This is a genomic window from Pseudomonas sp. KBS0707 (assembly GCF_005937945.2).
GTDB classification, from domain to species: Bacteria; Pseudomonadota; Gammaproteobacteria; order Pseudomonadales; family Pseudomonadaceae; genus Aquipseudomonas; species Aquipseudomonas amygdali.
This window is the reverse complement of the sequence record NZ_CP041754.1, coordinates 2595388-2620955: the sequence shown is the minus strand read 5'-3', so window position 1 is coordinate 2620955 and position 25568 is coordinate 2595388. Positions and strand designations below refer to the sequence as shown.

Genomic DNA, 25568 nt, shown 5'->3' with positions numbered 1-25568 from the left:
TGTTCAGCTCAACTCTTATTATGGGTATTGGTATAGCCACTGGCGCGCCTGATACCCATCCGGCGCCCACTTCAAGGGGACGCCAACCAGAGAATTCTCTACCCCCGGTCGGCTTCCCGACCGGGGGTTTTGTTTTTTCAGGGCCAGGTATTTTCAACCCTTCATAAATATCACGCTGCACATTGAGGACTACGACATGAACTACGCCACTTATTACCGCAACGACATCGACTTCGCCTGGCGATTTAGCCATCTCCGTTCGGGACAGCCTGCCGCCTCCGTTCGGTCACTGCCAGGTGGCAACCACAAACGCCCGGCCAATACGGCCATTTGTCGAACACCCCAGTAAGTCTGCGCGGTACTGCACCGCCAGCCCAGGAAGCCAGAATATGAATTCGTCCGTTGCCGTAAAACCGTCCGACCTGTCCAGCCATGCCGTTGCTCTGGCAGACAACAGCCCCTCCTCAAAACGTCTGCCCGGCACGCTTGAACTGAAAATGCGCCTGCCACTGAATGCAGCGCTGACCGAAAAGGTTGCTGCCCATCGCCGCGCCGTACGCGCCATCCTTGAAGGTGAAGACTCGCGACTGCTCGTTATCGTGGGTCCCTGCTCGATCCATGACCCGCAATCTGCTCGTGAATACGCCGAGCGACTGGCCGGCCTTGCGGCACAAGTCAGTGATCAGATGCTGCCGGTGATGCGCGCCTACGTCGAAAAACCGCGCACGACAGTGGGCTGGAAAGGCCTGGCGTACGATCCCCATCTGGACGGCAGTGACGATATGGCTGAAGGCCTGACGCTGTCGCGACAACTGATGCGTGACATGCTGGAAATGGGTCTGCCGATTGCCACCGAGATACTGCAACCCATGGCCGCGGGCTATTTCGATGACCTGCTCAGTTGGGTCGCGATCGGCGCACGTACCACCGAGTCGCAAATCCATCGGGAAATGGCCAGCGGGCTGCCCATGGCAGTCGGCTTCAAGAATGGCACTGACGGTGGCGTCGCGGTGGCCAGCGATGCAATGCGTTCAGCGGCGCATCCGCATCGCCACTTCGGCATGGACGGTCACGGTCATCCGGCAATCATCCAGACGCAGGGCAATCCGGACACTCACATTGTGCTGCGCGGCGGCCACAGCGGCCCCAACTACGATGGCCAGAGTGTCGCTCGGGTGCAGGCCAGCCTGACCAAAAACAATATCGCATCGCGAATCATGGTCGATTGCAGCCACGCCAACAGTGGCAAGGACCCGTCACGCCAGCCCCACGTCTTTAACGATGTTCTTGAACAGCGCCTGGCCGGCAATACCTCACTGATCGGCATGATGATCGAGAGCCATTTGTTCGATGGCTGTCAGCCGCTGGGGGACAGGCTGCAGTACGGCGTGTCGGTCACCGATGGCTGCCTTGGCTGGGAAGGCACAGAACAGCTATTGCGTCGCGCGGTTGACCGTCTGCGTTACAGATAAACAGAGCGAAGGAACTTTGTCGGGAAATACCGCACTGAATCCGGTAGGCTGTTTCTTTTTTTTCACAGGAGATTATTCCCCATGGCTAAAGCCACTGCCCGCCACATCCTTGTTTCGAGCGCAGAAAAATGCAACGAACTCAAGGCTCAGATCGAAGGCGGCGCTGATTTCGCTGAAATCGCCAAGGCCAACTCCAGCTGCCCATCCAGCCGTCAGGGCGGTGATCTGGGTTCGTTCGGTCCAGGCCAGATGGTCAAGGAATTCGACACCGTCGTGTTCAGTGCACCAGTGAACACCGTTCAGGGTCCGGTAAAGACTCAGTTCGGTTACCACCTGCTGGAAGTGACCAGCCGCCAAGACTGATCCTGCTGCGCTGAGTACCAGACGGCTCATCTTCGGATGGGCCGTTTTTGCAGGTGGCCGTTAATACTGTTGCCTGCTCGTAGCAGCTTGGCGAAGCGACCATTTGTCTGTAGAAGATACCGCGACGCAGATGCCTGAGCGCTGCCGGGATTTTCGTCATACCTTGACAGCCAGTCGCCTTTAACCCTGACATTCGCTTGCGAACGTCAGTCAGGATTCGAGTCATGCGTTTTGTTTTTTCATCGTTGCTCGCCTTGACGCTGACCTTCGTTGGCGTTGTTCAATCGCTGTCTGCAGCACCACAACACGCACTGACCGTTTACGGCGAGGCCCCGCGCTACCCTGCCGACTTCAAACATTTCGATTATGTAAACCCGGACGCCCCGAAAGGCGGCAGCATGCGCCGCTCGGCCATTGAAATAGGTCAGTTCGATCACTTGATGCCGTTTACCGACAAAGGCATGGGGGTTTCGCAGATCAATGGCCTGCTCTATGCCCCGCTGGCCATACGCTCTATGGATGAGCCTTATACGGTCTACGGACTTGTCGCCGAGAAAATGGAGCGTGGTGCAGACGGCCTTTCCTTGCGCTTTTACCTCAACCCGAAGGCGCGTTTCGCGGATGGCACCCCGATTACCGCCAACGACGTCAAGTACACCTACGAACTGCTGATGACCCAAGGCAACATGCAATACCGGACCCAGTTTGAGGCGGTCAAAGGCCTGGAAGTCGAATCCCCCTTGCAGATCCGTTTCGACTTCAAGCACAGCGACAGCCGCACCCTGCCCCTCGACCTCGCTTCACTGCCGGTATTCCCGGAGCACTGGTGGAAATCCCGTGACTTCGCCAGTGGCGCGGGGTTTGAAGTTCCTCCGGGCAGCGGGCCTTACACCATCAGCCACGTCGACCCGGGGCGCACCGTCACGTTTCAACGTGACCCAGGCTGGTGGGGAAAAGACCTGCCGGTCAGCAAAGGCCTGTACAACTTCGACACCTTCAGCATCGAGTATTTCGGCGACATTGACGTGGCACGCACGGTTCTCAAGGGCGGGGCCTACGACTACAACCGCGAGTTTTCAGCGACCGGCTATTCAATTCGCTATGACGGCCCGGCACTCAGTGACGGTCGCTTGCAGAAGGCCCAACTGGCCAAGGGCGCGGTGCAAAGCTCACAGGGCTTCGTATTCAACCTGAGCCGACCGATGTTTCAGGATCGCCGCGTGCGCCAGGCGCTGTCGTTGCTCTGGGACTTCGAATGGACCAACCGGCAGTTGATGCGCAACATGTACATTCGCCAGGACAGCTTCTTCTCCAACTCGGAGCTGGCTGCCAGCGAATTGCCTGCTCCCGCCGAACTGAAAATCCTTGAGCCACTGCGTGGCATGGTCCCCGAACAGGTGTTCGACAGCGTGTTCAAGACGCCAAAAACCGATGGCACAGGCTTCATTCGCGACAAGCAACTGCAAGCACTGGCGCTGATGAAAGAGGCTGGCTGGACGCCACAGGGCGACCAACTGGTTAATGCTCAGGGCGAACCCTTCCGCTTTACGTTTCTCAACGCACAGAATGGTTTCGAGCGGATGCTGCTGCCCTACAAACGCACGCTGGCGCAGATCGGCATTCATTTTGATATTCGTCGCATCGATTCCGCGCAATACCTCAACCGGGTAATGACCCGCGATTACGACATGATTGTCACCGGTTACCCGGTATCTACCTCGCCCGGGGCCGAGTTATACAACAGCTTTGGTTCGAAAGTAGCGATGGACCCAGGTTCCAGCAATTACATGGCACTTCAGGACCCCGCCGTAGACACCCTGATTGCAGGCCTGCTCAAGGCTGACAACAAGCAGACCATGACCGACTATGCACATTGCCTGGACCGGGTACTGCAATGGAATTACTACTGGATTCCCAACTATTACCCGCCAGGCTCCTCCACCGTCTGGTGGAACCGTTTCGGCATTCCGAAAATCCAGGCCAGCAACAATGAAGCCATCGAAACATGGTGGGAAATCAGCCCGACGCCATTGACCAATGAGCAGTTCGCTGAAAAACGCGGTGCTTCAGCCATCGTTTCGGAGATGCACTGAATGCTCGGCTATATTTTGCGTCGCCTGCTGCTGATCATCCCTACTCTGCTGTGCATTTTGCTGGTCAACTTTTTCATCGTGCAGGCCGCGCCGGGCGGCCCTGTCGAACAGGCTATTGCGCGCTTGCAGGGAATTGGCGGTGCGACCATGGGCGCGGGGGCGAGCGAATCGGCCGATGCCGGACACTCCCGAGCGTCCCGAGGACTGGACCCGGTACTGATCAAACAGATCGAACATCAATACGGTTTCGACAAGCCCTTGCATGAGCGGCTCTGGCTGATGCTGAAGAGTTACGCCCGACTGGATTTCGGCAACAGCTTCTTTCGCGGTGCCACGGTGACCGACCTTATTCTGCAAAAAATGCCGGTCTCCATATCATTGGGCCTCTGGGCGACGTTGCTGACATACCTGGTATCCATCCCGCTGGGTATTCGCAAAGCGGTCAAACATGGCAGTCAGTTCGATATCTGGAGCAGCACCGCGATCATCATCGGTTACGCCACGCCAGCCTTCCTGTTCGCCATGCTGCTGGTGGTGGTGTTCTGCGGTGGCACGTCACTGAACTGGTTTCCGGTGCGCGGGCTGGTCTCGGACAACTTCGAGCAACTGACCACCGTCGGCAAGATCGCTGACTATTTCTGGCATTTGGTGCTGCCTGTTTCAGCGCTGGTGATCGGCGGTTTTGCCACACTGACCCTGCTGACCAAACATTCCTTTCTCAACGAAATAACCCGTCAGTATGTGACTACCGCCCGCGCCAAGGGTATGAGCGAGCGGCGCGTGCTCTATGGCCATGTGTTTCGCAATGCCATGTTGCTGGTTGTGTCGGGTATTCCGCAGGCGTTCATCAGCGTGTTCTTTGCCGGTTCGCTGCTGATCGAAGTGATCTTCTCGCTGGATGGCCTGGGCCGCATGAGCTATGAAGCGGCCGTTTCGCGGGATTATCCGGTGGTGTTCGGCTCGCTGTTCATCTTTACCGTCTTCGGCCTGCTGATAAAACTGATTGGCGATGTCTGCTACACGCTGGTTGACCCCCGAATCGACTTCAGCGCGAGGAATGCATGATGCGTAGCCTCTCGCCGCTGGCCCGTCGCCGTCTGGAGCGCTTTCGCAGCAATGGCCGAGGCTGGTGGTCACTTTGGCTGTTCTGCGCGCTGTTTGCCCTGACTCTGGGCGGTGAGCTGATCGCCAACGACAAACCGCTGATGGTCAGTTACCAGCACTCGCTCTACTTTCCGGTATTCAAACGCTACACCGAGCAGCAATTTGGCGGCGAGCTGCCCTTCCAGCCGGATTACCGCAGTGACTATGTGCGCCAGCTGATTACCAAGGGCGACGGCTGGATGCTGTTTCCGCCAGTCCCGTTCAGTGACGACACACCTAACTATGAGCTGACGACACCAGCGCCTAGCCCACCCTCTGCAAGCAACTGGCTGGGTACAGACGATCAGGCGCGCGATGTACTGGCTCGGGTGATTTTCGGTGCACGTATTTCAATTCTATTTGCCCTGATGCTGACCTTCATCAGTGCCTTGATCGGCATCTCTGCCGGCGCGCTGCAAGGCTATTACGGCGGCTGGGTAGACTTGCTCGGTCAACGTCTGCTGGAGGTCTGGTCCGGCTTGCCTGTGCTGTACCTGCTGATCATCCTGTCAGGCTTCGTCGAACCTGATTTCTGGTGGCTGCTGGGCATCATGGCGCTGTTTTCCTGGCTGACGCTGGTTGATGTCGTGCGCGCCGAGTTCCTCCGTGGGCGCAACCTGGAGTACGTCAAGGCAGCGCGTGCACTGGGCCTGGGGGACCGGAAGATAATCATGCGTCACATCCTGCCCAACGCGATGACTGCGACGCTGAGCTATCTGCCGTTCATCCTCACCGGTGCCATTTCGACCCTGACTGCGCTGGACTTCCTGGGCTTCGGCATGCCGGCGGGCAGCGCGTCACTGGGCGAATTGATCGCCCAGGGCAAGCAGAACCTGCAAGCGCCCTGGCTGGGCCTGACAGCGTTCTTTGCCCTCGCGTTGATCCTGACGCTGCTGGTATTCATAAGCGAGGCGCTGCGTGATGCCTTTGACCCGAGGTCCTGATATGCCGGAAAACCTGATCGAAATTCGCGACCTGAGCGTTGCGTTCAGCGGGCAAAAGGTCGTCAGCAACCTGAGCCTGGACGTACGCCGCGGTGAATGCCTGGCGCTGGTGGGTGAATCCGGCTCTGGCAAGTCCGTCACTGCGCACTCGATCCTGCAACTGCTGCCGCACAACGGTACGCTGACCACTGGCAGCATCACCTACCGGGGTCAACAACTGGTGGGTGCCGACCAGCGCACCCTGCGCGAGCTGCGTGGCAACCGCATTGCCATGATTTTCCAGGAACCGATGACCTCGCTGAACCCGCTGCACAGCGTGGCCCGACAGATAGGCGAGACGCTGCTGCTGCATCGCGGCATCAGTGGCCGTGAAGCGCAGAAACGCATTGTCGAACTGTTGGAAATGGTCGGCATTCAGCAGCCGGAAAAACGCCTGAAAGCCTACCCGCACGAACTGTCCGGAGGCCAACGCCAGCGGGTGATGATTGCCATGGCGCTGGCGTGCGAGCCGGAACTGCTGATTGCCGACGAACCGACCACTGCGCTGGACGTCACCGTGCAACGCAAGATCCTCTTGCTGCTCAAGGAGCTGCAGCAGCGCCTGGACATGTCGCTGCTGTTGATCAGTCATGATCTCAATCTGGTTCATAGCGTGGCGCAGCGCGTCTGCGTCATGCGTGCCGGCGAGATTGTCGAGCAGTCCGATTGCAAGTCGCTGTTCAAATCGCCGCAGCATCCTTACAGCCGCCTGCTGCTGGATGCCGAACCTGCGGGCGAGCCGCTGCCACGCGACACGCGGGAAACGGTTCTGCAGGTCGATAACCTGAAAGTCTGGTTCTCCCTGACCGGCGGCATTCTGCGGCGGCACAAGGAGTACCTCAAGGCTGTGGATGACATCAGCCTGAGTATCGAGCGCGGCAAGACCCTCGGTATCGTTGGCGAATCAGGTTCCGGCAAGTCGACACTGGGCCAGGCGATCCTGCGCCTGCTGGAATCACGCGGCGGTATCCGCTTCCGCGGGCAGGCGCTGGACGGCCTTAGTCAGAAACAGATGCGCCCGTGGCGTAAAGAGATGCAAGTGGTCTTTCAGGACCCTTACGGCAGCCTCAGCCCGCGCATGTCAGTGGCGCAGATCATCAGTGAAGGACTTGAGGTGCACAGCCAGTTCGCCCCTGCCAAATGCGATGCCGAAGTCATTCGGGCGCTTGAAGAAGTCGGCATCGACCCGCAGAGCCGCCATCGCTACCCCCATGAGTTTTCCGGTGGCCAGCGTCAGCGTATCGCCATTGCACGGGCGCTGGTGCTGAAACCCGCGCTGATTCTGCTCGACGAGCCTACCTCGGCGCTGGACCGCACTGTGCAGAAACAAATCGTCGCACTGCTGCGCGAGCTTCAGGAAAAGCACGGCCTGACGTACCTGTTCATCAGTCATGACCTGGCGGTGGTCAAGGCGCTCGCCCATGATGTCATCGTGGTAAAGGACGGCAAGGTTGTCGAGCGCGGTGCCAGCCACGATGTGTTCGAATCACCGCAGCACCCCTATACACAGGAATTGCTGGCTGCTGCGCGCCCTGAATAATCTGGTCCACAATGAAGCTTCTGCCCGGAGCGCAGGAGCTTCACCGATTTACGCCTGCGGCCCCGGCGCGTCGTCATCGACCAGCCCCCACTCGGCGGTACTTGCCGTGCTGCTGCCGGTCGGGGCCGGGGGCGGCGTCGTCAGGCTGGCGACTCCGCCTTCACTGTGCAGTTTAAGGCGCAGACGAACGTTGTTCTGCGAGTCGGCATTCTTCAGCGCCTCCTCCTCGCTGATCGCCCCCTCGACGGCCAGATTGAACAACGCCGTGTCGAAGGTCTGCATACCGAGGCTGCCGGATTTATCCATGATGCCCTTGAGTTCGGTCAGTTCATTGCGCTGAATCAGATCGCGAATGGTCGGCGTGCCCATCATCACCTCCACCGCTGCGCGACGTTTGCCGTCCGGGGTTCTAACCAGCCGCTGGGACACGAACGCCTTGAGGTTATTGCCCAGGTCATGCAGCAACTGCGCACGACGCTCTTCCGGGAAGAAGTTGATGATCCGGTCCAGCGCCTGATTGGCGTTGTTGGCATGCAGGGTCGAGATGGCCAGGTGGCCGGTGTCGGCAAACGCCAGCGCATGCTCCATGGTCTCGCGATCACGAATTTCGCCGATCAGAATCACATCCGGAGCCTGACGCAACGTGTTCTTCAGCGCCGCGCGGAAACTGCGGGTATCAACCCCCACTTCGCGCTGGTTGACGATGGACTTCTTGTGCCGATGGATAAATTCGACCGGGTCTTCAATGGTGATGATATGGCCGCTGGCGTTGCGATTGCGGTAATCGATCAGCGCCGCCAGCGAGGTCGATTTGCCCGAACCGGTGGCACCGACGAACAACACCAGCCCGTGCTTTTCCATGATCACATCGAGCAGTACGGGCGGCAGGAACAGGTCCTCGAAACGCGGAATATCCAGCTTGATATTCCGCGCGACGATGGACACCTCGTTACGCTGCATGAAGATATTGATCCGGAACCGGCCGATGCCCGCCAGCGAAACAGCAAGGTTCATCTCCAGTTCGCGCAGGAATTCGAGCTTCTGCTCCTCGTCCATCAGCCCCTGGGCAATCACCGCCACCTCGCCCGGCTTGAGGGTTTCACTGCCCAGCGGCTTGAGCACGCCGTTGAACTTGGCGCACGGAGGCGCTCCGGTGGAAAGATACAGGTCCGATCCGTCCTGACTGGCCAGAATCTTCAACAGCGCCGGAAAATCCATAATCAATACCGTACAAAATGAAGTAAATAGACGACGACCGTCATGACGGCACGCGTGACGCGCGGGCGTCGCTCAGCAAGAGCAGGCATAATGGCAGCCTTTTGCAGCAGGTGATATTGCGACATGAAAGCCCAAGCCCGCCATATTCTGGTGAAAACCGCCGAAGAGGCCGAACAGCTCAAGCTGCGCATTGCCAAGGGTGAGGCGTTTGACGTGCTGGCTAAAAAGCATTCTAGCTGCCCGTCCGGCAAACGTGGCGGTGATCTGGGCGAAGTCAGGCCTGGGCAAATGGTCGGTGCCATCGATCAGGTGATCTTCAAGAAGCCGCTACGCGTGGTGCACGGCCCGATCAAAAGCAAATTCGGTTATCACCTGGTGCAGGTCTTTTATCGCGACTGAGCCACAGGTCAAAAGGTGAAAAACCCCGAACCGGTTGAGGTTCGAGGTTTTTCGAGCCTTGACGAAAGCAGTGATTATTTCGGCGAAATCGCCCCGTCCACCAGCACTTGAGCTTCTGCTACCAGGCGCTTGAGGTGATCTTCGCTGACAAAACTCTCGGCGTAGATCTTGTAGATGTCCTCGGTGCCTGAAGGGCGTGCCGCAAACCAGCCGTTTTCAGTCATGACTTTCACGCCACCGAACGCCTGATCATTACCCGGCGCGTTGCTAAGCACTTTCTGAATCGGCTCCCCCGCCAGCTCGGTGGAAGTCACCTTCTCCGGCGACAGCTTGCTCAGCAGCGTCTTCTGTTGCGGGTTGGCCTTGGCGTCGACGCGAGTCGAGAATGGTTCGCCCAGTTCGTCGGTCATGGTCTTGTACGTTTCGCTTGGGTCACGACCGGTACGGGCAGTCATTTCCGCAGCCAGCAAGGCCGGAATCAGACCGTCCTTGTCGGTGGTCCAGACAGTACCGTCGCGGCGCAGAAACGAGGCGCCGGCGCTTTCTTCACCGCCAAAGCCCAACGAACCCTCGAACAGGCCCTGCGCGAAATACTTGAAGCCGACCGGCACTTCGTACAGGCGTCGACCCAGGCGCGCAGCCACACGATCAATCATGCCGCTGCTGACCACAGTCTTGCCGACTGCCGCATCGGCGCGCCACTCAGGACGGTTCTGGAACAGGTAGTCGATGGATACCGCCAAGTAGCTGTTGGGCGTCATCAGGCCACCGCTCGGGGTCACGATGCCGTGGCGGTCGTGATCCGGGTCACAGGCAAATGCCACTTGATAACGGTCCTTGAGACCGATCAGGCTCTGCATGGCATGGCTGGAAGACGGGTCCATACGAATCTGGCCGTCCCAGTCAACGGTCATGAAACGGAACGTAGGATCGACAAACCTATTGACCACATCCAGGTTCAGGCCGTAATGCTCGCCAATCGCCGACCAGTAGTTCACCCCGGCCCCACCCAGCGGGTCGACACCGAGACGCAGACCCGAATCGCGAATAGCGTCCAGATCAATGACGTTCTTCAGGTCGGCTACGTAAGTGTTGACGTAGTCATGGCGGTGAGTGGTGTCGGCACGCAGTGCTTTTTCATGGCTGATGCGTGAAACGCCAATGACTTTCTCGGCCAGCAGTTCGTTGGCCTTGTTCTCGATCCACTTGGTGATATCACTGTCAGCCGGGCCGCCATTGGGCGGGTTGTACTTGAAGCCACCGCTTTGCGGCGGGTTGTGCGACGGCGTAATGACGATGCCATCAGCCAGCCCCGAAGTACGGCCACGGTTGTAACAGATGATGGCGTAAGACACCGCAGGGGTTGGCGTGTATTCATCGCCTTGCGAGATCATCACCTCTACGCCGTTGGCAGCCAGCACTTCAAGAGCAGTGGCAGCGGCTGGCGTGGACAACGCATGGGTATCAGCGCCAAGGAACAAAGGGCCGTCGATACCATTTGCCTTTCGGTACAGGCAGATCGCCTGGCTGATAGCCAACACGTGCCATTCGTTGAAGCCCAGATCGAACGACGTGCCACGGTGTCCGGAAGTGCCGAACGCAACGCGTTGAGCAGATACCGATGCATCAGGTTGACCGGTGTAGTAAGCCGTGACCAGTCTCGGAATATCGACCAGTAACTGCGCAGGTGCCAGCTTGCCGGCGAAAGGACTGAGACTCATACAACCTCCACTAAGAAATGAAATACGGAGAAAAAATAAAGACTTGCTGCAGGTAAAAACATAATCGATGCGGCAGTTTACTGGCAGTTCGACAGCGCTGCTTGAGTATCGATCCCTAAGCCGTTGACGTTTCAGGCCGCCACCACGCCGGAAACAGCTGCCTGACCTTGTGCTCGGCAAAACGATCGTCGATCAGCATCACCACGCCACGATCACTCTGGCTGCGGATCACCCGCCCCGCTGCCTGCACCACCTTCTGCACGCCGGGGTAAAGATAGGTGTAGTCGTAGCCAGCACCGAACAGTGCAGCCATGCGCTGCTTGAACTGCTCGTTGACCGGGTTGAGCTGCGGCAGCCCCAGGGTGGCGATGAACGCGCCGATCAACCGTGCGCCCGGCAAGTCGATACCCTCACCAAAGGCACCGCCCAGTACGGCAAAACCGATGCCCTGACTGCTCAGGGTAAAGCGGTCGAGAAACGCGTGACGCTCACTCTCGCCCATGCCCCGCGCCTGCTGCCAGAGGGTGATGTGCGGATGAGTCTGCGCCATCAGTTCAGCCACTTGTTGCAGGTAATCAAAACTGCTGAAAAACGCCAGGTAGTTACCTGGCCGCGCTTCGAACTGCTCCGCCATCAGCTCGACAATCGGTGCCAGTGAGGCCTGACGATGAGTGAAACGGGTGGAAATGCGGCTGACAATCCGCACGTCGAGTTGGTCGTGATTAAACGGTGATTCCACATCGATCCACGCTGTGTTGACCGGCAGCCCGAGCAGGTCCGCATAGTAATGCCGCGGGTTGAGCGTTGCGGAAAACAGCACGGTGCTGCGCGCAGCGGTCAGGCGCGGACGGATGAAGCGTGCTGGAACCACGTTACGCAGGCTGAGGCGCGACAGAATGCGCTTGCCGCCCGCCTCGCGCCGGGTGATGTCGAATATGAAATGCTCGTCGAACAGCTCGGCAATGCGCGCAAAGCCGATGGCTTCCAGATAGAAACCCTGCAACGTGCCATCCACTGCCTGCGGGTGCTCGTTGAAATGATCACCAATGGTCGAGATGCACTGGTTCAGGCTGCCGATGAGTTTTTCCGGTGCCGCCGAGTACGCCTGATAGGCAGCGGGCTGCACTTTGTGCTGCGCATTCCATTGCCGGTCGAGACGCTGCAAGGCTTTTTTAACGGGTTCGGGCGACGTCTGGATCAGGGCTTTCAACTGGCTCTGATCAAGACTGGCGCTGTACATCTGCCGGGCCCGCTCGACCATGTTGTGCGCTTCGTCGACCAGCACCGCCACGCGCCACTGATTGAGCTGGCCGAGGCCGAACAGCAGCGCACTGAGGTCGAAGTAATAATTGTAATCAGCGATTACTACATCAGCCCAGCGTGCCAGTTCCTGGCTGAGGTAATACGGACAGACCTGATGCCGCAATGCGGCCTCGCGCACGCTGGCCTGATTCAGCCAGGGCGACTCAAGTGCAGCGGCGCGGGCCGCTGGCAGACGATCGTAAAAGCCATTGGCCAGTGGACAGGAATCTCCGTTACAAGCCTTGTCCAGATGCTCGCAGGCCTTGTCCCGCGCCACCAGTTCCAACACCCGCAGCTTTAGCTCCGGCGCACTGTGATTGATGACCTCAAGCGCATCCAGCGCCAGCCGACGCCCGGGAGTCTTGGCGGTGAGGAAGAAAATCTTGTCAAGCTGCTGACCGGGCGCCGCCTTGAGCAATGGAAACAGCGTGCCCACCGTCTTGCCGATGCCCGTGGGTGCCTGAGCCATCAGACAACAGCCGGTGCTCACCGCCTTGTACACCGACTCGGCCAGCACCCGTTGCCCGGTTCGAAAGGACGCGTGAGGGAACTTCAGGCTGCCCAGCGTTTTGTGCAGCGCCTGCGTATGCGCCATCTGTTGCTGCGCCCAGCCGAGGAATATCGTGCACTGTTGCTCGAAGAACTGTTGCAGCGTCGTTGCACTGAATGACTCGCGAATCAGGGTTTCCTGCTCGCTGACAATGTTGAAATACACCAGGGCCAGCGTCACGCTCTCAAGCTGCAGGCGCTGGCAAAGCAGCCAGCCGTAGACCTTCACCTGCGCCCAGTGCAACTGACGGTGGTTGGCCGGCATCGCGTCGAGTTCACCGCGATAGGTCTTCACTTCTTCCAGCTGATTGCGACCGGCGTCGTACCCGTCCGCCCTGCCCCTTACCGTCAGCTTGCGATAGTCACCACTCAATGAGAGCTCAGCCTGGTAGTCAGCACCACGACGCGACGCGACCGTACGGTGTCCGGCAATCCCTTCCTGAGCCGTTGGCGATGGTGTGAAGCGCAGGTCAAGATCGCCGACCTTGGCGGTGAACTCGCACAGTGCGCGCACGGCCACGACATAACGTGCAGGCGATTCGCTGATGAGGGCTGGCTCGGAGTCGGGTTTTACAGGGGCGGTCGGGGTCACTGCGCTGGGAAGCCGTAGGTTGTAAATACTGGACAGGCGTCCAGTTAACAGCCTTGAATCACGTCTGGCAAACATAAATGGATCGACGGCCTGCGATGTCAGTGTCTAGGGCAGACGCGCCTGTGCTAACGCTTCTCCCAACGCGCCCAGGCGCGCGGCCGGATCCTGGCTCCAGTCGATGGCGTAGCTGATCCACAAATGCTGCCCGTAGCGGTTTTGCAGGCTGAACAGTTCGCCGGGAGTAATGACGATACGCTGGGCAAGTAGCCTGTCGAAAACCTGGCGCATGTCCACGGGGTGTACGCTCTCGGCCCAGACGCCACAGCCGCCCTCGGGTACCTGATAACGCAACGTTCCGCCCGTCTGTTCATCCAGTTGTCTTGTCATCGACTGCATGCGTCTGGCCAGGGTTTCTCGCAACGCCATCAGTTGCCTGTCCAGACGACCACTGCTGCACAGCCTGGCAATGGCTCGCTGACGAATCGGCGGCAGTTCGAATGCTCGCAGCCAAAAATACTGCTGCCAGCGCACCTCAAGGGTTTTGCACAGCAGATAGCCGTAAGGGGCTTCAGGCCCAAGACTCTTGTCAAATGCGCCGATAATCACCAGACGCTGCGGGTCAACCCAGTGGCGCAGAGGGATCTGCTCGTAAGCAAATTGCAAACCCGCATGGCTGTCATTTTCCAGCACCCAGACTTGATGGCGATTTAACGCTTGCGCAACGGCCTCGCTGTTACCCGGAGGGCGCATGCTGCCTTGCACCGGGTTCAGTAAAGAAGGCAACACGGCAAGCCCGATATCATTGTCGCGCAACAGGTTATCGAGTCGCGCAGGATCAAGGCTGCCGGTCTCGTCCAGTGGCAGCTCGATAACGCGAATGTCGAATGATTGCAGCAAGCGCAGCAACGCCCAGGCGCAGGGCGACTCCACCAACACCACAGTGCCACGCAGCCCCAACGTTTCGATAACGGCCTTGAACGCCCCATGCAGGTCTGGGGCGATATAGACATTGTCAGCGTGCCAGCAGTGTTCTGCATCACGGGTGTAGCGGGCTGCCAACGCGGTGCGCAGCTCTGGCTCGCCAAACGGCTGAAAACCTGGCTCCCGCAGGCGCGGATAATGCCGAGTCAGTTCTCGCTCCATTGCCGGTAGCGGACTTTCCTGTGCATACAGAAGGGTCGGTTCATCACAACCCAGCAGCGACATGCCCGGACGACTGGCGTTATCGCACAGTACGTGTAACAGATCGCCATCGCTGTCAGAACATGCCCGCCCCGCCCTGTTCCCGCTGCACGGTGCCGAGTAATAGCCCGACTTGGGAAGCGAATAGACGCGCCCTTCCTTTTCCAGTAGCGAATAGGCGCTTTGCACCGTGGATATAGATACGCTCAGTCGCTGCGCCAGCTGTCGCAGTGATGGCATCTTCAGCGCCAGCTCGCCTTGTTGCTGGTCAACCAGCCGCACCAGATAGCGGTAAACCGCCTGGTAAGCGAAATCCATGTTGTTTTTCATCCAGGTATCCGCCGCTCAGCCAGACCAGGCTTTAGAAAGTCGCGACATGACTGATGCCGGTTGCCGACAGCAGCCATGATCCGAAACCGGTTCAGCGCCCGGAAAGCATCTCGACCACTGCCTGACCGGTCGCCGGGTCAACGGTCATGATTCGGCGTTTGTCAGGATCGGCAGCGCGAATTCTGGCGATGATCGAATGCGGGTCATCGAAGTTCACCCGTTGTTTGCCGTAAAGGTTTTGCAGCGATTGGAGGCTCAGACCGCTGATATCCACCAGCCACTGCATCACTTGATCCGGGGCCGTCGAGCCCGAGAGCACCTTGTGCAGATCCGGCAGTGCCACCAGCATGCCGGGATGGCAGCGGCGCAGAAATGATTCCAGGCCATCGCCCTGATTGACGAATGGCGAGAACAGCATGCAGACCAGTTGAGTCTCGTTCAGGCCAAACCCCTCCTGAGCGAAGCCTGAGGCCAGCTCGCGACGCGTCTCGATTCGCGCCCGCCCGGCATAAGCGCTGAGCGCCTGATCAATCAATCGTGGCGGCATCTGCTTTCTGCGCATCAGCGATGTTGCCAGCTCAAGGTATTCGGCTATCCCGTCGGCATAATTGCGCTCTTGCAGGTACTGCGCAGTCAGGCCCCGCATATGAGCCATCAGCAAAGGATTGGCGCAATCGGACTCACTGAAGCTGAACGACAGATCATCGAAGCGGAAATCAAGGAATTCAGTCAGCAGGTTCCAGTGCTCGTCTGCCTTGCAACTGACCAGATCGGCGATGGTGATAAAGGCTGGCGCGTTGGCTTTTTCAGGGACCGCTATGGATCGGTTTGCCCGCGGGCTGTCTTCGCCGTCCCCGTACAGTTCGTGGTAATACGCCTGGCCGATCGTGTCGATGACCTTGAGTACGCCAGTCAGCGTCTGGTTACCCCAACTGCCCGTGTACTGCCTGGTGCGCTGGGCCAAACGCATGATCCACGTCGCGTACTGCCGCTGCTCCCTGCGTGAATCGCCGCTGACCACAGCATCGACACCGTTACCCCAGCTCAACGCGCGCCCCAGAAATTCCGCCAGCCCCAGATAGCAGGTATTGCAAAACGTGGTGCGCGCGTCACCTGCGGACAGATGTCCACCGAGCAGCATGTCCAGGCGATTCTGCTCGCGCCCTGCGCTGGAAAAAGGCAGATCCGGCTCGAAGGCCTGGGTGTACTGGTTGTCGATCACCAGCGTTTCGACGCGCGGGTCGTCATACAAAAACAATGCTGAATAGGTGCGGTTGATGTTATCCATCACCGCGGGTGTCATTCCCGCGTGGCGTCGATTGACGACCCGCAAATTGAACGTACCGGGCGATCGACAGGCAATGCTCAACTGGGCGGCGCGCAAAAAGGCCAGCGTGTAGGCACTGTCCTTGCCACCGCCGAACGCCACCAGCACCTTGAAACCGGAAATCCGCTCGATCCCGCCAGCCGCGACAATCAATCGCTGAATCAACAACTGCAACGCCGTGCGTTCCGCACGGGTGAAATACCCCAGCAAACGTTGCAATACTTGCTGATAGACGTAATTCATTGCCTGTTCGTGGATAGAGCTCATTGTGTGTCACCTGCCTGTCGCTCAAGACGCGACACGGTGCAGGCAGAACATTGAACATCAAGCTGACAACCAAGTTTATAGTCGAGCATGACTCATTCCCTGAGTGGTAATTACCGACGCATTATCAATATCTTCAAAACAATTACAATAGACAGTTTTCTTTTGAAAACAACGCAGAATGTTTACATAAGGCGGCCGTATTAGACAACGCGTTTAAACGCCTCACTCATTCAGCAGCCAAGGACTTATTATTTTGCCAATTATACTCCACGCCAGATCCCTCTATAGGAAGCTCTCGGCGAGCAAGAGCGTATCGACATACAATGATGCTTTTACTCTGCCCTGTAGGAAACACCAGTGGCATTGTGCGCATCCTGACAGATTGATTAAACTTTAATACTCATGTCGCCCACAGCTCCATATTTACCTTCGTCCAGCGGAACTGAACCGGTACTTTCAATGAAGCCATAAAGAGCATCGTGCCCGGCGCGGCATTGTCGAGGTGAAATATCACACAGCCGGCATTCAATTGTCTCGATCATCGCCAAAGGTTCTAAGCGGCACTCACCGACATCGACCCACTCTGTCCTAAGCTTGATCAATGCGCTCTGCATTAAAGACGCACAAGGAGTTTTCAAACTCAACAAGGACGTACAACCATGGCCCTGCCATCCGCTTCCCTCGAAAAAAGTTCATCTCCGACCTACGCCAGTCTGTTTCCGGAAAACCTTGCGCACACCACCTCCTCGGGCGCGCTGGACTCCAACGACGGGCCTCTCGCTTACCTGATCCACCTGTATCAACGAGCCATCAAGCTGGAAATCATGGCCGACAGCAAGGCCATCAAGCTCGGTGTGCGGCGCCCTGCACTGGGCGATCTGCTGCTCGACGAGGACAGCACCTGTCAGACAGTGTCAGCGCTGAAACTGGTAATAGAAATACTTGCTCATCCCGCGAAAATACTGGCTGGCAGCACGCCATTGCCAGAAGCCATCGCCGCATCGGGCAGTCATGTAACGCTACCATTCCATCTGGCTTTCCAGCAGGTCCGGGCGGTACTCGAGCAGAAAAACACCACGCTGTTCGATGTGCACAAGCTTGCGTCTTATGATTATCCCAACTTCTGCTACCAGAACTTTCGCCAGAAAGACCTGCGTGCGGCGATGCTGTCGGGCAGCGGTCTTGATCCAGCACTGCATACACTGCTGCTGGACAATGAGACTGCGGCAAAAACCGATTTTTTCAAGACTGCCTACGGCGTGGCCGGTAGCGCAACCGAGGCCTTGGTGGCGATCAGCGATGTAGCCCTGTTTCGCCACCAGACCGGGCTGAGCGAACAAGACCTTTACGACCTGCTTGCCCTCAAAAGCACGGACGATGGAAGGCAGACCGGCTTCAGCACCACGGTAAAACGTTCCCAACACCTCCCGGCCGCATCGCAAACAGAGGTTGCGGCCAGTCAGGTTTACGGTGCCTCGTTTATCAACAACGCCAGCAGCCCGGCAATCACCATTACAGTGCCCTGAGGGGAGTATCAGTTTTTTTGTGTTCGGGCTGGTTAGGGCCTGCCGTCAGGCAGGCCCTTGTTTTACCAGCTCGGTCTGGTAAATCGGTCTCCGTACAGGATCGCAAATTGATTCATTGCCACTTTCCAGTCGTGTGCCGCATGACCCCAGTTGGCGGTGATGTTGCGCAACCCAAGCCATATCAGTTTCGTCGCAGCCTCATCGGTCGGGAAGTGCCCTCGAGTCTTGATGATCTTGCGTAACTGGGCATTGATGCTCTCGATGGCATTGGTCGTGTAAACCACTTTGCGAATGCCCGCCGGAAAAACAAAAAACGGTATAACCCGATCCCAGGCGCGACGCCATGCAGCAACTACAGTCGGATACTGCTTGCCCCAGGGGCCCGCTTCAAAGGCGTTAAGCTCTTGCTCAGCCACATCGGCATTGATCGCCTGGTAGATCGGCTTGAGTGCTTTGGCCAGTGCCCGACGTTTATCCCAAGCGGCATAGTCCAAGCTGTTGCGGATCAGATGCACGATGCAGGTTTGCAGCGTCGTGGCAGGAAAAACCGCCCCCAACGCCTCCGGTATTCCTTTGAGGCCATCCGTGACGGCGATCAGAACATCTTCAACGCCACGAGTCTTGAGGTCGTTGAACACCTTCATCCAAAACTTGGCACCCTCGGTGCTCTCGATCCATATACCCAGAATGTCGCGCGTGCCATCAGGTAATACCCCCAGCGCCAGATAAATAGCCTTGTTGCACACTAACCCCTCGTCCCGGATTTTGACCCGTAACGCATCGAAGAAGATCACCGGATACATCGGTTCCAAGGGTCGTTGCTGCCAAGCGCCCACCTCTTCCATGACCGCATCGGTGACTGAGCTGATGAAGTCATGGGACACGTCAGTTCCATACTGCTCAGATAGAAAAGCGCGGATCTCACGCACCGTCATGCCCCGGGCGTACATGGCAATTATCTTGTCGTCGAAGCCTGTAAAACGGCGTTCGTGCTTGGGAATCAGGATCGGGGCGAAGCTACCATCGCGGTCTCTGGGGATATCCAGGCGAAGCGGCCCGTCGTCGGTCAGAACCGTCTTGCTGCTTTTGCCATTGCGCTGATTGGTCGACTCCTCAGGGCGCTCCGCGCCCTGAGGGTAACCAAGGTGGTGACCCAGCTCGGCGCCTAGCGCACGCTCGATCAGAGCCTTCTTGAACGCCATGGACGCGTCTTGAATGGCTTCGGCGCTCATCGGGCCTTTAACAAACTGCTCGATCAGCTCTTGGGGAATCGAGGGCAACTCCCTCGCTGTTGCATTGGCGGACTTCTTTTTGGTCGGCATACATGCACCTCTAGCTACATGTTATGCCCGAACACAAAATTTCTGACAGTCTCCGTAAACGAAGACGGCAACGAAAGCAAACTTTTTCCTGCATTTTATGCTGAGTACAAAGACGCTCGAAGGATTCAGCACGTGTACGCAGGTGACGTCTTATCCAGCCAATCCTCCAAGCTTGAGTTTCAACTTCCTGAAAGCGGTTTCCCTGTAAAACCGATAACAAAACTGAATAACACTGAAGACTCTGTCTCACTGATTCTTATGAAAAACACGTCACAGGGAAACTCTATTGAAGCACTCGCCATGCAAGACTTTGAGCATGATACCGGACTTGAACTCTACCTTACCAAAATACTCAACATCATGGGCATATCATCACCCACTACAAAACAACTCAAGGCCGTCTTAAAAACAATGCTCGACTCACTAAATGGCCGTACAGGCAACGTAGCAGGCAATTTAAACACAAACTTTTTCTCTGGTTTTTTCAGAAAAAACAACACAATAAAAACACCCGAATATTTGATTGAACACATAAAAACCTTGGATCTCAAAACCACATCAACAAACGGAAATCTAACTGCCACATTAATTTTCACGTCTGAAGTGGGAACCCCAGGAGCATTCGGATACGCCACCCGCAACCATCCTGTCACCTTCGTTTCAGTCAAGGCGTCGCCAAGCACGCTATCGACTTATGTAAAAAGACCACTGAACAAAACCTTACGTATTTCATTCAACTTTTTGCAGCAAATACCGCTGCCCTACGGCGCATCGTCTGCCCTTCAGGGTGATGCCGCCTTTGCCTCCATACAGCTGAAAATCCTTACCAAAGCTGCCGCTGACGAAACGTTCGTAGAGCGTGCCAGAAAAGAGGTAGTCGCCAATGGGGATGCGTTTATCGAAGCAGATCTTGATGAGATCTCACCTGGTACTTATCAAGTGGGGTTGGTGGGGGTGAACCGCTGGGCGGTCAATCAACTCCACGAAGTCACAATAGTCTCGTCTCGAACGTCCACTCAATGGGACTGCAAAATCACCCGCACCCCGGAACAGGCCCTTTACCTGCAACTCACTGGTATGCAAGACCTCCCTTTCAGCACCATCCGGCTCAACACTCTGTTCGGCAAGCAACTGGTCAGCCGGGCCACGCAGTCGGTCGATCGCGTGCTGGCATGGGATACCCAGATGCTTTTGGAGCCTGCCATCAAAACAGAAAATACGGTACCGGTGGATTTTCATGGTGCTAACGGGCGCTACTTCCGCGAATTGTTCATGCATCTGCCGTTTCTGGTTGCCTCGCGCCTCAGCGAGGAGAAACAGTTTCAGGAGGCGTTGAGCTGGTGTACTGAGCACCTCTTTGACCCGTACCGTATCGGACAGGGCGAACAAGGCCAACCAGCACTATGGAGCACTCGTCCGCTTGCCGACATCAGCACAGGCACGTCGCAACTTGACGACTCTGTTGACCCGGCGACACGGGCCTTCACCTCGTCCCGTCATTATCGGCAGGCCGTGTTCCTTTTTTTGGTAGAGCATTGGCAGCGCGAGGGCGATCACTATTATCGACAACTGACGCGAGACAGCCTCACCCAGGCCTGGCTCAGCTATCAACAAGCACTCAAATTGATCGGACCGATTACCCAAACGTCGGGAGTGGACAACTGGACGGCACAGCCACTCAAAGACGTAACCGAAGGTGCGTTCCGTAAACCGCTCAACGCTCACCTAACCGATCTGCGCAAGACGGTCGATCAGCGCCTGTTCAACCTCCGACACGGCTTGACACTTGACGGCAAAATCATTCCCACCCTGCCTCTCTATGCAACTGAGGATTCATTCGCACAGACGTCAGGCAAAAGCAGCGGGTTGCGCACCACCTTTAACAGCGACACCGCCCTGATACCGCCTTATCGCTTTCGTGCACAGCTGTTTCAAGTACAGCAGGCTATCAACAGGCTGATTGAAATGGGTCGTCACGCCATACTGCTTATGGAAAGACAAGGAAACCTGACGCTGGCGGTACAATTGCAAGAGCAACAGATCAAGCTCGCCGATTTCACTGTCACGCTCCAGACCGAAGCACTGAACGCTGCACTGGCAGCCAGGCAGACACTGATCACCAGTACCCAATCGGCACAACGAAGACATTCCTTTTATTTGAGTCAGTTCAACGAAGAGCGGACCCCACTTGAATCTGCTGCCATGACGTACAAGACCCTCTCGTCAGCTACCCAATCCGCTGTCTCAGTACCCGAAGTCGTCGCAGGAACACTTGGCGCGTTGCCTACCATCTTCGGTCTTGCAAATGGTGGGCACTCTTACTCTGCCCCAGTACGTGCCAGTATTGCTATCGCTCATATCATGGGCCAGTCACTTGCCGATCTATCAGCCAGGTTGAGCACAGAAGCCGAATACGAGCGCAGATCGCGGGAATGGAACCTTGAAATCGATCTGGCTCAATATGAACAAGAGACCATTGAGCATCAAATTGTCGAGCAGGACATCCTTATCAAGGCAGCAAAAATCAGCGTTGAAGAAGCCAAGGCTCAGCGTGTCGCATTGCAAGAGACCTATGTTTCCATGACTAACGGTTTTACCATCCTTCCTACCTACAACTGGCTGGTCGCACGGATGGCTGCCATCTACGCTCCGGCCTACGATGCGGTACTTTCAATGTGCCTTGCCCTCGAGGGTGCCTGGCGCTACGAAATGGGTGACTACGAACGTCCGCAGTTCATTCGTACCAGGGGCTGGAATGACAACTTCCGTGGCATGCTGGCCGGAGAGTCGTTGCAACTGGATGTGCTGGAAATGGAGGCTGCCTACCTGCAGGGTTCCGAACGGCGGATGAACATTCGCAAAACCATTTCGCTCAAATCCCAAATGGAGATCATTGAAGACAGCAAGTGGCTTAAAGCTTTGCAGGAACTGAGCATCAAGCCGCTCATGTTCTCCTTGAAAGCAGCTGACTTTGATCGTAATTACCCCGGGCACTATCTGCGCCAACTCAAGCATGTGTCGGTGTCCTTCAAGCTGCAATCCGGTGATCCGGACGGCTTGCAGAACCTCTGCGCGGTGCTTACCCAGACCGGCAGCACCACGCTGGTCAGACCGGATATCGAAGCCACCAGGCTTTTGTACGGAACACGCAAGTCCAACCCGTACCTCAAGACCAATCTGCGCGCGCAACAGCAAATCGCGCTGTCTTCCAGCCTGTCGGACGACGGCCGGGGCATAGGCAGCGAAGACTGGCTGTGCGAGCTGATGTTCGACGATGGGCGCTATTTGCCTTTTGAAGGGACAGGCGCGATATCCAACTGGACGCTGGAATTTCCAGATGCAGAAGTTGTGAAGCAATTCATAGGAAAAGACAACAAAGCTGCGGTTACCGACATTCAACTGCACATCGTCTACACCGCCGCAGAGAGTGGCAGTCAGTTCGCGTCATCCATCAAGCAATTATTGAAGGAGCAGGAAACGCCAAACTCCTGAATGCAAAAGCCCTCCAGAGCGGAGGGCTTTTTTATTACAGGGCAAAAAAATATTAGACCGATTCGACTTCCAGCACCGCACGCCCGCCAATTGGGCAGACGTCCATGTAACGGTGCGCCTGCACTACCTGATCGAACGGGAAGCTGCGCGTCTGCAACGGCGCAAGTACCTTGTCGGCGGTCATTTGATTGATCTGCTGCAAGGCGCGTTGCAGTGCAGCCTCATCCTGAGTAATACCCAATTCCGGCTTGCCGGTGAAATTGCCCAGGCAGTGCACGTAGAACTGAATGTTTTTCTGGAACGCAGCGCAGGCCGGGAACGGCGTCTGATTACCGCCTTGCAGGCCATACAACACAAGGCTGCCGCGTGGCGCGAGCACATCACCCATGATCGACATCTGCGGGCCACCGAGGCCATCGAAAACGGCATCGACACCACGGTTTTCGGTGTATTTGTTGATCGCCATCAGCAAATCCTGCTCTTCGGTGACCACCACCTTGTCGGCACCCAGCGACTGTAAATACTCACGGGCATCTTCGGTTTTGGTCGCGGCGATCACCCGAACGCCCAGCGCCTTGCCCAACTGCACGAAAGCAGGACCGGAACAGTGGCTGGCGTCAGTGACCAGCACGGTTTGCCCGGACTTGATACGCGCCAGGTCAACATAGGCAAAGTACGCCACCAGATACGGTGTGTAATGCACGCTGGCCTCGACCGGCGAAAGCACATCCGGGTAGCGAGTCAATGCCCGACGCGGCAATACGATGGTTTCGCCATAGACCGGGTGCTGGTTGGCATCGGCTGCCGGAAAGCTGGCGACCTTGTCGCCGACTTGCAAATCGTCGACCCCATCGCCCAGCGCAGTCACCACGCCAGCCATCTCATAACCCAGGCCGGCAGGCAGCCTGGCCTGGGTAGACGCGAGATTTTGTCGCCAGAGAACGTCGTACCAGCTGACACCGATGGCCTGGACGCGCACCTGCACCTCGCCGGTAACAGGCGACGCGACAGGATGCTCTTCGAGCTTGAGCACCTCGGCCGGGCCAAACTGGTGAAAACGGATCGTGCGGGACATTTAGAACCTCGCCTGGTAAACCTTGATGCCACAAACTTTATCCGGGCATTGCCGGGAACACTATCGGTGGCTATTGATAGTCGACATGCCTGTCATCGATTGTGTCCTGTGAGCTGCATGTCGCAGCCAGAAAGCGTCTGGAAGCCACGATGCGCAATGGCCGCCATTGTTCGCATGTCGACGAGACATTGCAAGCCATGTGGACATTCCGTGGCCTTGCCATTAATTTTCCCTGCGCCAGACCCGCATTTGCTCGTACTATCGCACCCTGCTCACGTCCCAACCGACAAATGGCCCGAGATATTCCGCATGAATCGTAACGACCTGCGTCGCGTCGACCTCAATCTGCTCATCGTTTTCGAAACCCTGATGCATGAGCGCAGCGTTACACGTGCGGCGGAAAAGCTGTTTCTGGGCCAGCCAGCCATCAGCGCAGCACTTTCTCGTCTGCGTGGCCTGTTCGACGACCCACTGTTCGTGCGTACCGGACGCAGTATGGAGCCCACCGCCCGCGCCACAGAAATATTCGGCCTGCTTTCCCCGGCACTCGACTCCATCTCGACAGCGGTTAGCCGTGCGTCAGAGTTCGACCCGGCCACCAGCACCTCGGTATTCCGCATCGGCTTGTCGGACGACGTCGAGTTCGCCTTGCTGCCCACCCTGCTCAAACGCCTGCGCTCTGAAGCTCCAGGGATCGTGCTGGTGGTCAGACGAGTCAATTACATCCTCATGCCGCCATTGCTGGCCTCGGGTGAAATCTCGGTCGGCGTCAGCTACACCCAGGACCTGCCTGCCAACGCCAAGCGCAAGGTTCTGCGCAGGAGCAAGCCGCAATTGCTGCGCGCCGACTCGATACCCGGCCCCTTGAGCCTCGACGACTTCTGCGCCCGCCCCCACGCACTGGTCTCCTTCGCTGGCGACCTGAGCGGGTTCATTGACGAGCACCTGGAAAAAATCGACCGCAAACGCCACGTCGTCCTCGCCGTGCCACAGTTCAATGGCCTCGCGACACTGCTGACCGGCACCGACATCATCGCCACCGTGCCTGACTACGCCGCGCAGGTGCTAACAGCCGCTGGGGGCGTTCGGTCTGAAGACCTGCCGATTGAAACCCGCACGTTCGAACTGCACATGGCCTGGAGGGGCGCGCAGGATAATGATCCGGGGGAGCGTTGGTTGAGGTCGCGGATTCAGATGTTTTTTGGGGATCCGGATAGTTTATAGGGGTCGTCGAGCAGGCTTTGTATCATCATTGCTAATTCAGAATTATCCGTTACTTCAGCGCTACCTTTTAGTTCACTTGCAATATCAGCGAAAGCAGCATACACATCAGGAGCTTTCCGTATCAACTCCAATCTGGCCGGGGTGCTCAACCCAATCTGCACCAGCGCAGTTGATAGTAAAGCACGCTCATCAGGCACTTTAAAGTTCAAGCCACAATCAAAGGGATCGTTGAAAGTTTTAGGCTTCGCGCAGAACAAAGTATCGCTTTCGAAATTATCAAGGGCACCATTAGTAATACCCCGAAACTTAAACAGTTTGTTGGGAAGAAGGGGAAAAGCAATTTTTTTGGCCCTCGCAGCAGCACCAGGCTTGTCATACTCTTCGCGTATGATTTTTCTCAGTAACTCTTTGTCTTTTTTGACATCGACCATCAACGCTATCCTTAAGA

18 protein-coding genes and 1 pseudogene are annotated in these 25568 nt (G+C 57.1%); 10 read left to right on the top strand and 9 right to left on the bottom strand.

All coding sequences use genetic code 11. The annotated features are described in order from the left end of the window. Positions 1 to 389: 389 nt before the first annotated feature. The 6 genes from FFH21_RS12375 to FFH21_RS12350 all read left to right on the top strand — a co-directional run bounded on the left by FFH21_RS12375 (position 390) and on the right by FFH21_RS12350 (position 7594). Entirely contained in the window at positions 390 to 1472 is a 1083-nt protein-coding gene (locus tag FFH21_RS12375; RefSeq protein ID WP_011168505.1) for a 3-deoxy-7-phosphoheptulonate synthase, read from the top strand. A gap of 81 nt (positions 1473 to 1553) precedes the next feature. Continuing rightward, positions 1554 to 1835: a peptidylprolyl isomerase gene (locus FFH21_RS12370; protein WP_011168504.1), complete on the top strand. Its 282-nt coding sequence runs from the start codon at positions 1554 to 1556 to the stop codon at positions 1833 to 1835. 224 nt (positions 1836 to 2059) lie between these two features. Next, positions 2060 to 3928: an extracellular solute-binding protein gene (locus FFH21_RS12365; protein WP_011168503.1), complete on the top strand. Its 1869-nt coding sequence runs from the start codon at positions 2060 to 2062 to the stop codon at positions 3926 to 3928. Next, positions 3929 to 4993: a microcin C ABC transporter permease YejB gene (locus FFH21_RS12360; RefSeq protein ID WP_011168502.1), complete on the top strand. Its 1065-nt coding sequence runs from the start codon at positions 3929 to 3931 to the stop codon at positions 4991 to 4993. Continuing rightward, entirely contained in the window at positions 4993 to 6015 is a 1023-nt protein-coding gene (locus tag FFH21_RS12355) for an ABC transporter permease (protein WP_011168501.1), read from the top strand. The genes FFH21_RS12360 and FFH21_RS12355 overlap by 1 nt, the downstream gene beginning before the upstream one ends. Position 6016: 1 nt before the next feature. Continuing rightward, positions 6017 to 7594: an ABC transporter ATP-binding protein gene (locus FFH21_RS12350; protein WP_011168500.1), complete on the top strand. Its 1578-nt coding sequence runs from the start codon at positions 6017 to 6019 to the stop codon at positions 7592 to 7594. 48 nt (positions 7595 to 7642) lie between these two features. Here FFH21_RS12350 and FFH21_RS12345 read toward each other — a convergent pair whose 3' ends face one another. Then, the gene (locus tag FFH21_RS12345) at positions 7643 to 8812 is read right to left on the bottom strand and encodes a PilT/PilU family type 4a pilus ATPase (protein WP_011168499.1); all 1170 of its coding nucleotides are present in this window, start codon (positions 8810 to 8812) and stop codon (positions 7643 to 7645) included. A 123-nt stretch (positions 8813 to 8935) separates the two neighbouring features. Between FFH21_RS12345 and FFH21_RS12340 the strand changes: the two genes are divergently transcribed. Continuing rightward, positions 8936 to 9211 carry a peptidylprolyl isomerase gene (locus FFH21_RS12340; protein WP_002553334.1) on the top strand — a complete coding sequence of 92 codons (276 nt, stop codon included), beginning with the start codon at positions 8936 to 8938 and terminating at the stop codon, positions 9209 to 9211. Between the two features lie 74 nt (positions 9212 to 9285). Here the strand turns inward: FFH21_RS12340 and pgm are convergent, their stop codons facing one another. The 5 genes from pgm to FFH21_RS30330 form a co-directional block, all read right to left on the bottom strand. Next, positions 9286 to 10932 (bottom strand): phosphoglucomutase (alpha-D-glucose-1,6-bisphosphate-dependent), encoded by a 1647-nt coding sequence (pgm, locus tag FFH21_RS12335; protein WP_011168498.1) that lies wholly within the window; start codon positions 10930 to 10932, stop codon positions 9286 to 9288. Positions 10933 to 11047: 115 nt separating this feature from the next. Further along, positions 11048 to 13375: an ATP-dependent DNA helicase gene (locus FFH21_RS12330; RefSeq protein ID WP_019741978.1), complete on the bottom strand. Its 2328-nt coding sequence runs from the start codon at positions 13373 to 13375 to the stop codon at positions 11048 to 11050. A gap of 105 nt (positions 13376 to 13480) precedes the next feature. Further along, positions 13481 to 14887 (bottom strand): PLP-dependent aminotransferase family protein, encoded by a 1407-nt coding sequence (locus FFH21_RS12325; RefSeq protein ID WP_011168496.1) that lies wholly within the window; start codon positions 14885 to 14887, stop codon positions 13481 to 13483. Between the two features lie 91 nt (positions 14888 to 14978). Then, positions 14979 to 16481, bottom strand: a complete 1503-nt coding sequence (locus FFH21_RS12320; protein ID WP_011168495.1) for a hypothetical protein — start codon at positions 16479 to 16481, stop codon at positions 14979 to 14981. Between the two features lie 386 nt (positions 16482 to 16867). Then, positions 16868 to 17128 (bottom strand): hypothetical protein, encoded by a 261-nt coding sequence (locus tag FFH21_RS30330; RefSeq protein ID WP_134933116.1) that lies wholly within the window; start codon positions 17126 to 17128, stop codon positions 16868 to 16870. A 12-nt stretch (positions 17129 to 17140) separates the two neighbouring features. On the opposite strand from FFH21_RS30330, the pseudogene FFH21_RS12310 reads away from it, so the two are divergent. Next, positions 17141 to 18004 (top strand): annotated as a pseudogene (locus tag FFH21_RS12310) (Tc toxin subunit A); the annotation flags it as partial. A gap of 65 nt (positions 18005 to 18069) precedes the next feature. Here FFH21_RS12310 and FFH21_RS12300 read toward each other — a convergent pair. Continuing rightward, positions 18070 to 19329 (bottom strand): IS256-like element ISPsy17 family transposase, encoded by a 1260-nt coding sequence (locus FFH21_RS12300; RefSeq protein WP_004666928.1) that lies wholly within the window; start codon positions 19327 to 19329, stop codon positions 18070 to 18072. Between the two features lie 132 nt (positions 19330 to 19461). Between FFH21_RS12300 and FFH21_RS12295 the strand changes: the two genes are divergently transcribed. After that, on the top strand, positions 19462 to 22821 hold the full coding sequence (locus FFH21_RS12295; RefSeq protein WP_230851961.1) for an insecticidal toxin complex protein: 3360 nt from the start codon (positions 19462 to 19464) through the stop codon (positions 22819 to 22821). Between the two features lie 52 nt (positions 22822 to 22873). On the opposite strand, the gene FFH21_RS12290 is transcribed toward FFH21_RS12295, so the two are convergent. Then, positions 22874 to 23896, bottom strand: a complete 1023-nt coding sequence (locus FFH21_RS12290) for a zinc-dependent alcohol dehydrogenase family protein (RefSeq protein WP_011168492.1) — start codon at positions 23894 to 23896, stop codon at positions 22874 to 22876. 309 nt (positions 23897 to 24205) lie between these two features. Here FFH21_RS12290 and FFH21_RS12285 point away from each other — a divergent pair, with 309 nt between their 5' ends. Further along, the gene (locus FFH21_RS12285) at positions 24206 to 25120 is read left to right on the top strand and encodes a LysR family transcriptional regulator (protein ID WP_002553328.1); all 915 of its coding nucleotides are present in this window, start codon (positions 24206 to 24208) and stop codon (positions 25118 to 25120) included. Here FFH21_RS12285 and FFH21_RS12280 read toward each other — a convergent pair. Next, the gene (locus FFH21_RS12280; protein WP_019741982.1) at positions 25087 to 25551 is read right to left on the bottom strand and encodes a hypothetical protein; all 465 of its coding nucleotides are present in this window, start codon (positions 25549 to 25551) and stop codon (positions 25087 to 25089) included. The genes FFH21_RS12285 and FFH21_RS12280 overlap by 34 nt on opposite strands. Between the last annotated feature and the right edge of the window lie 17 nt (positions 25552 to 25568).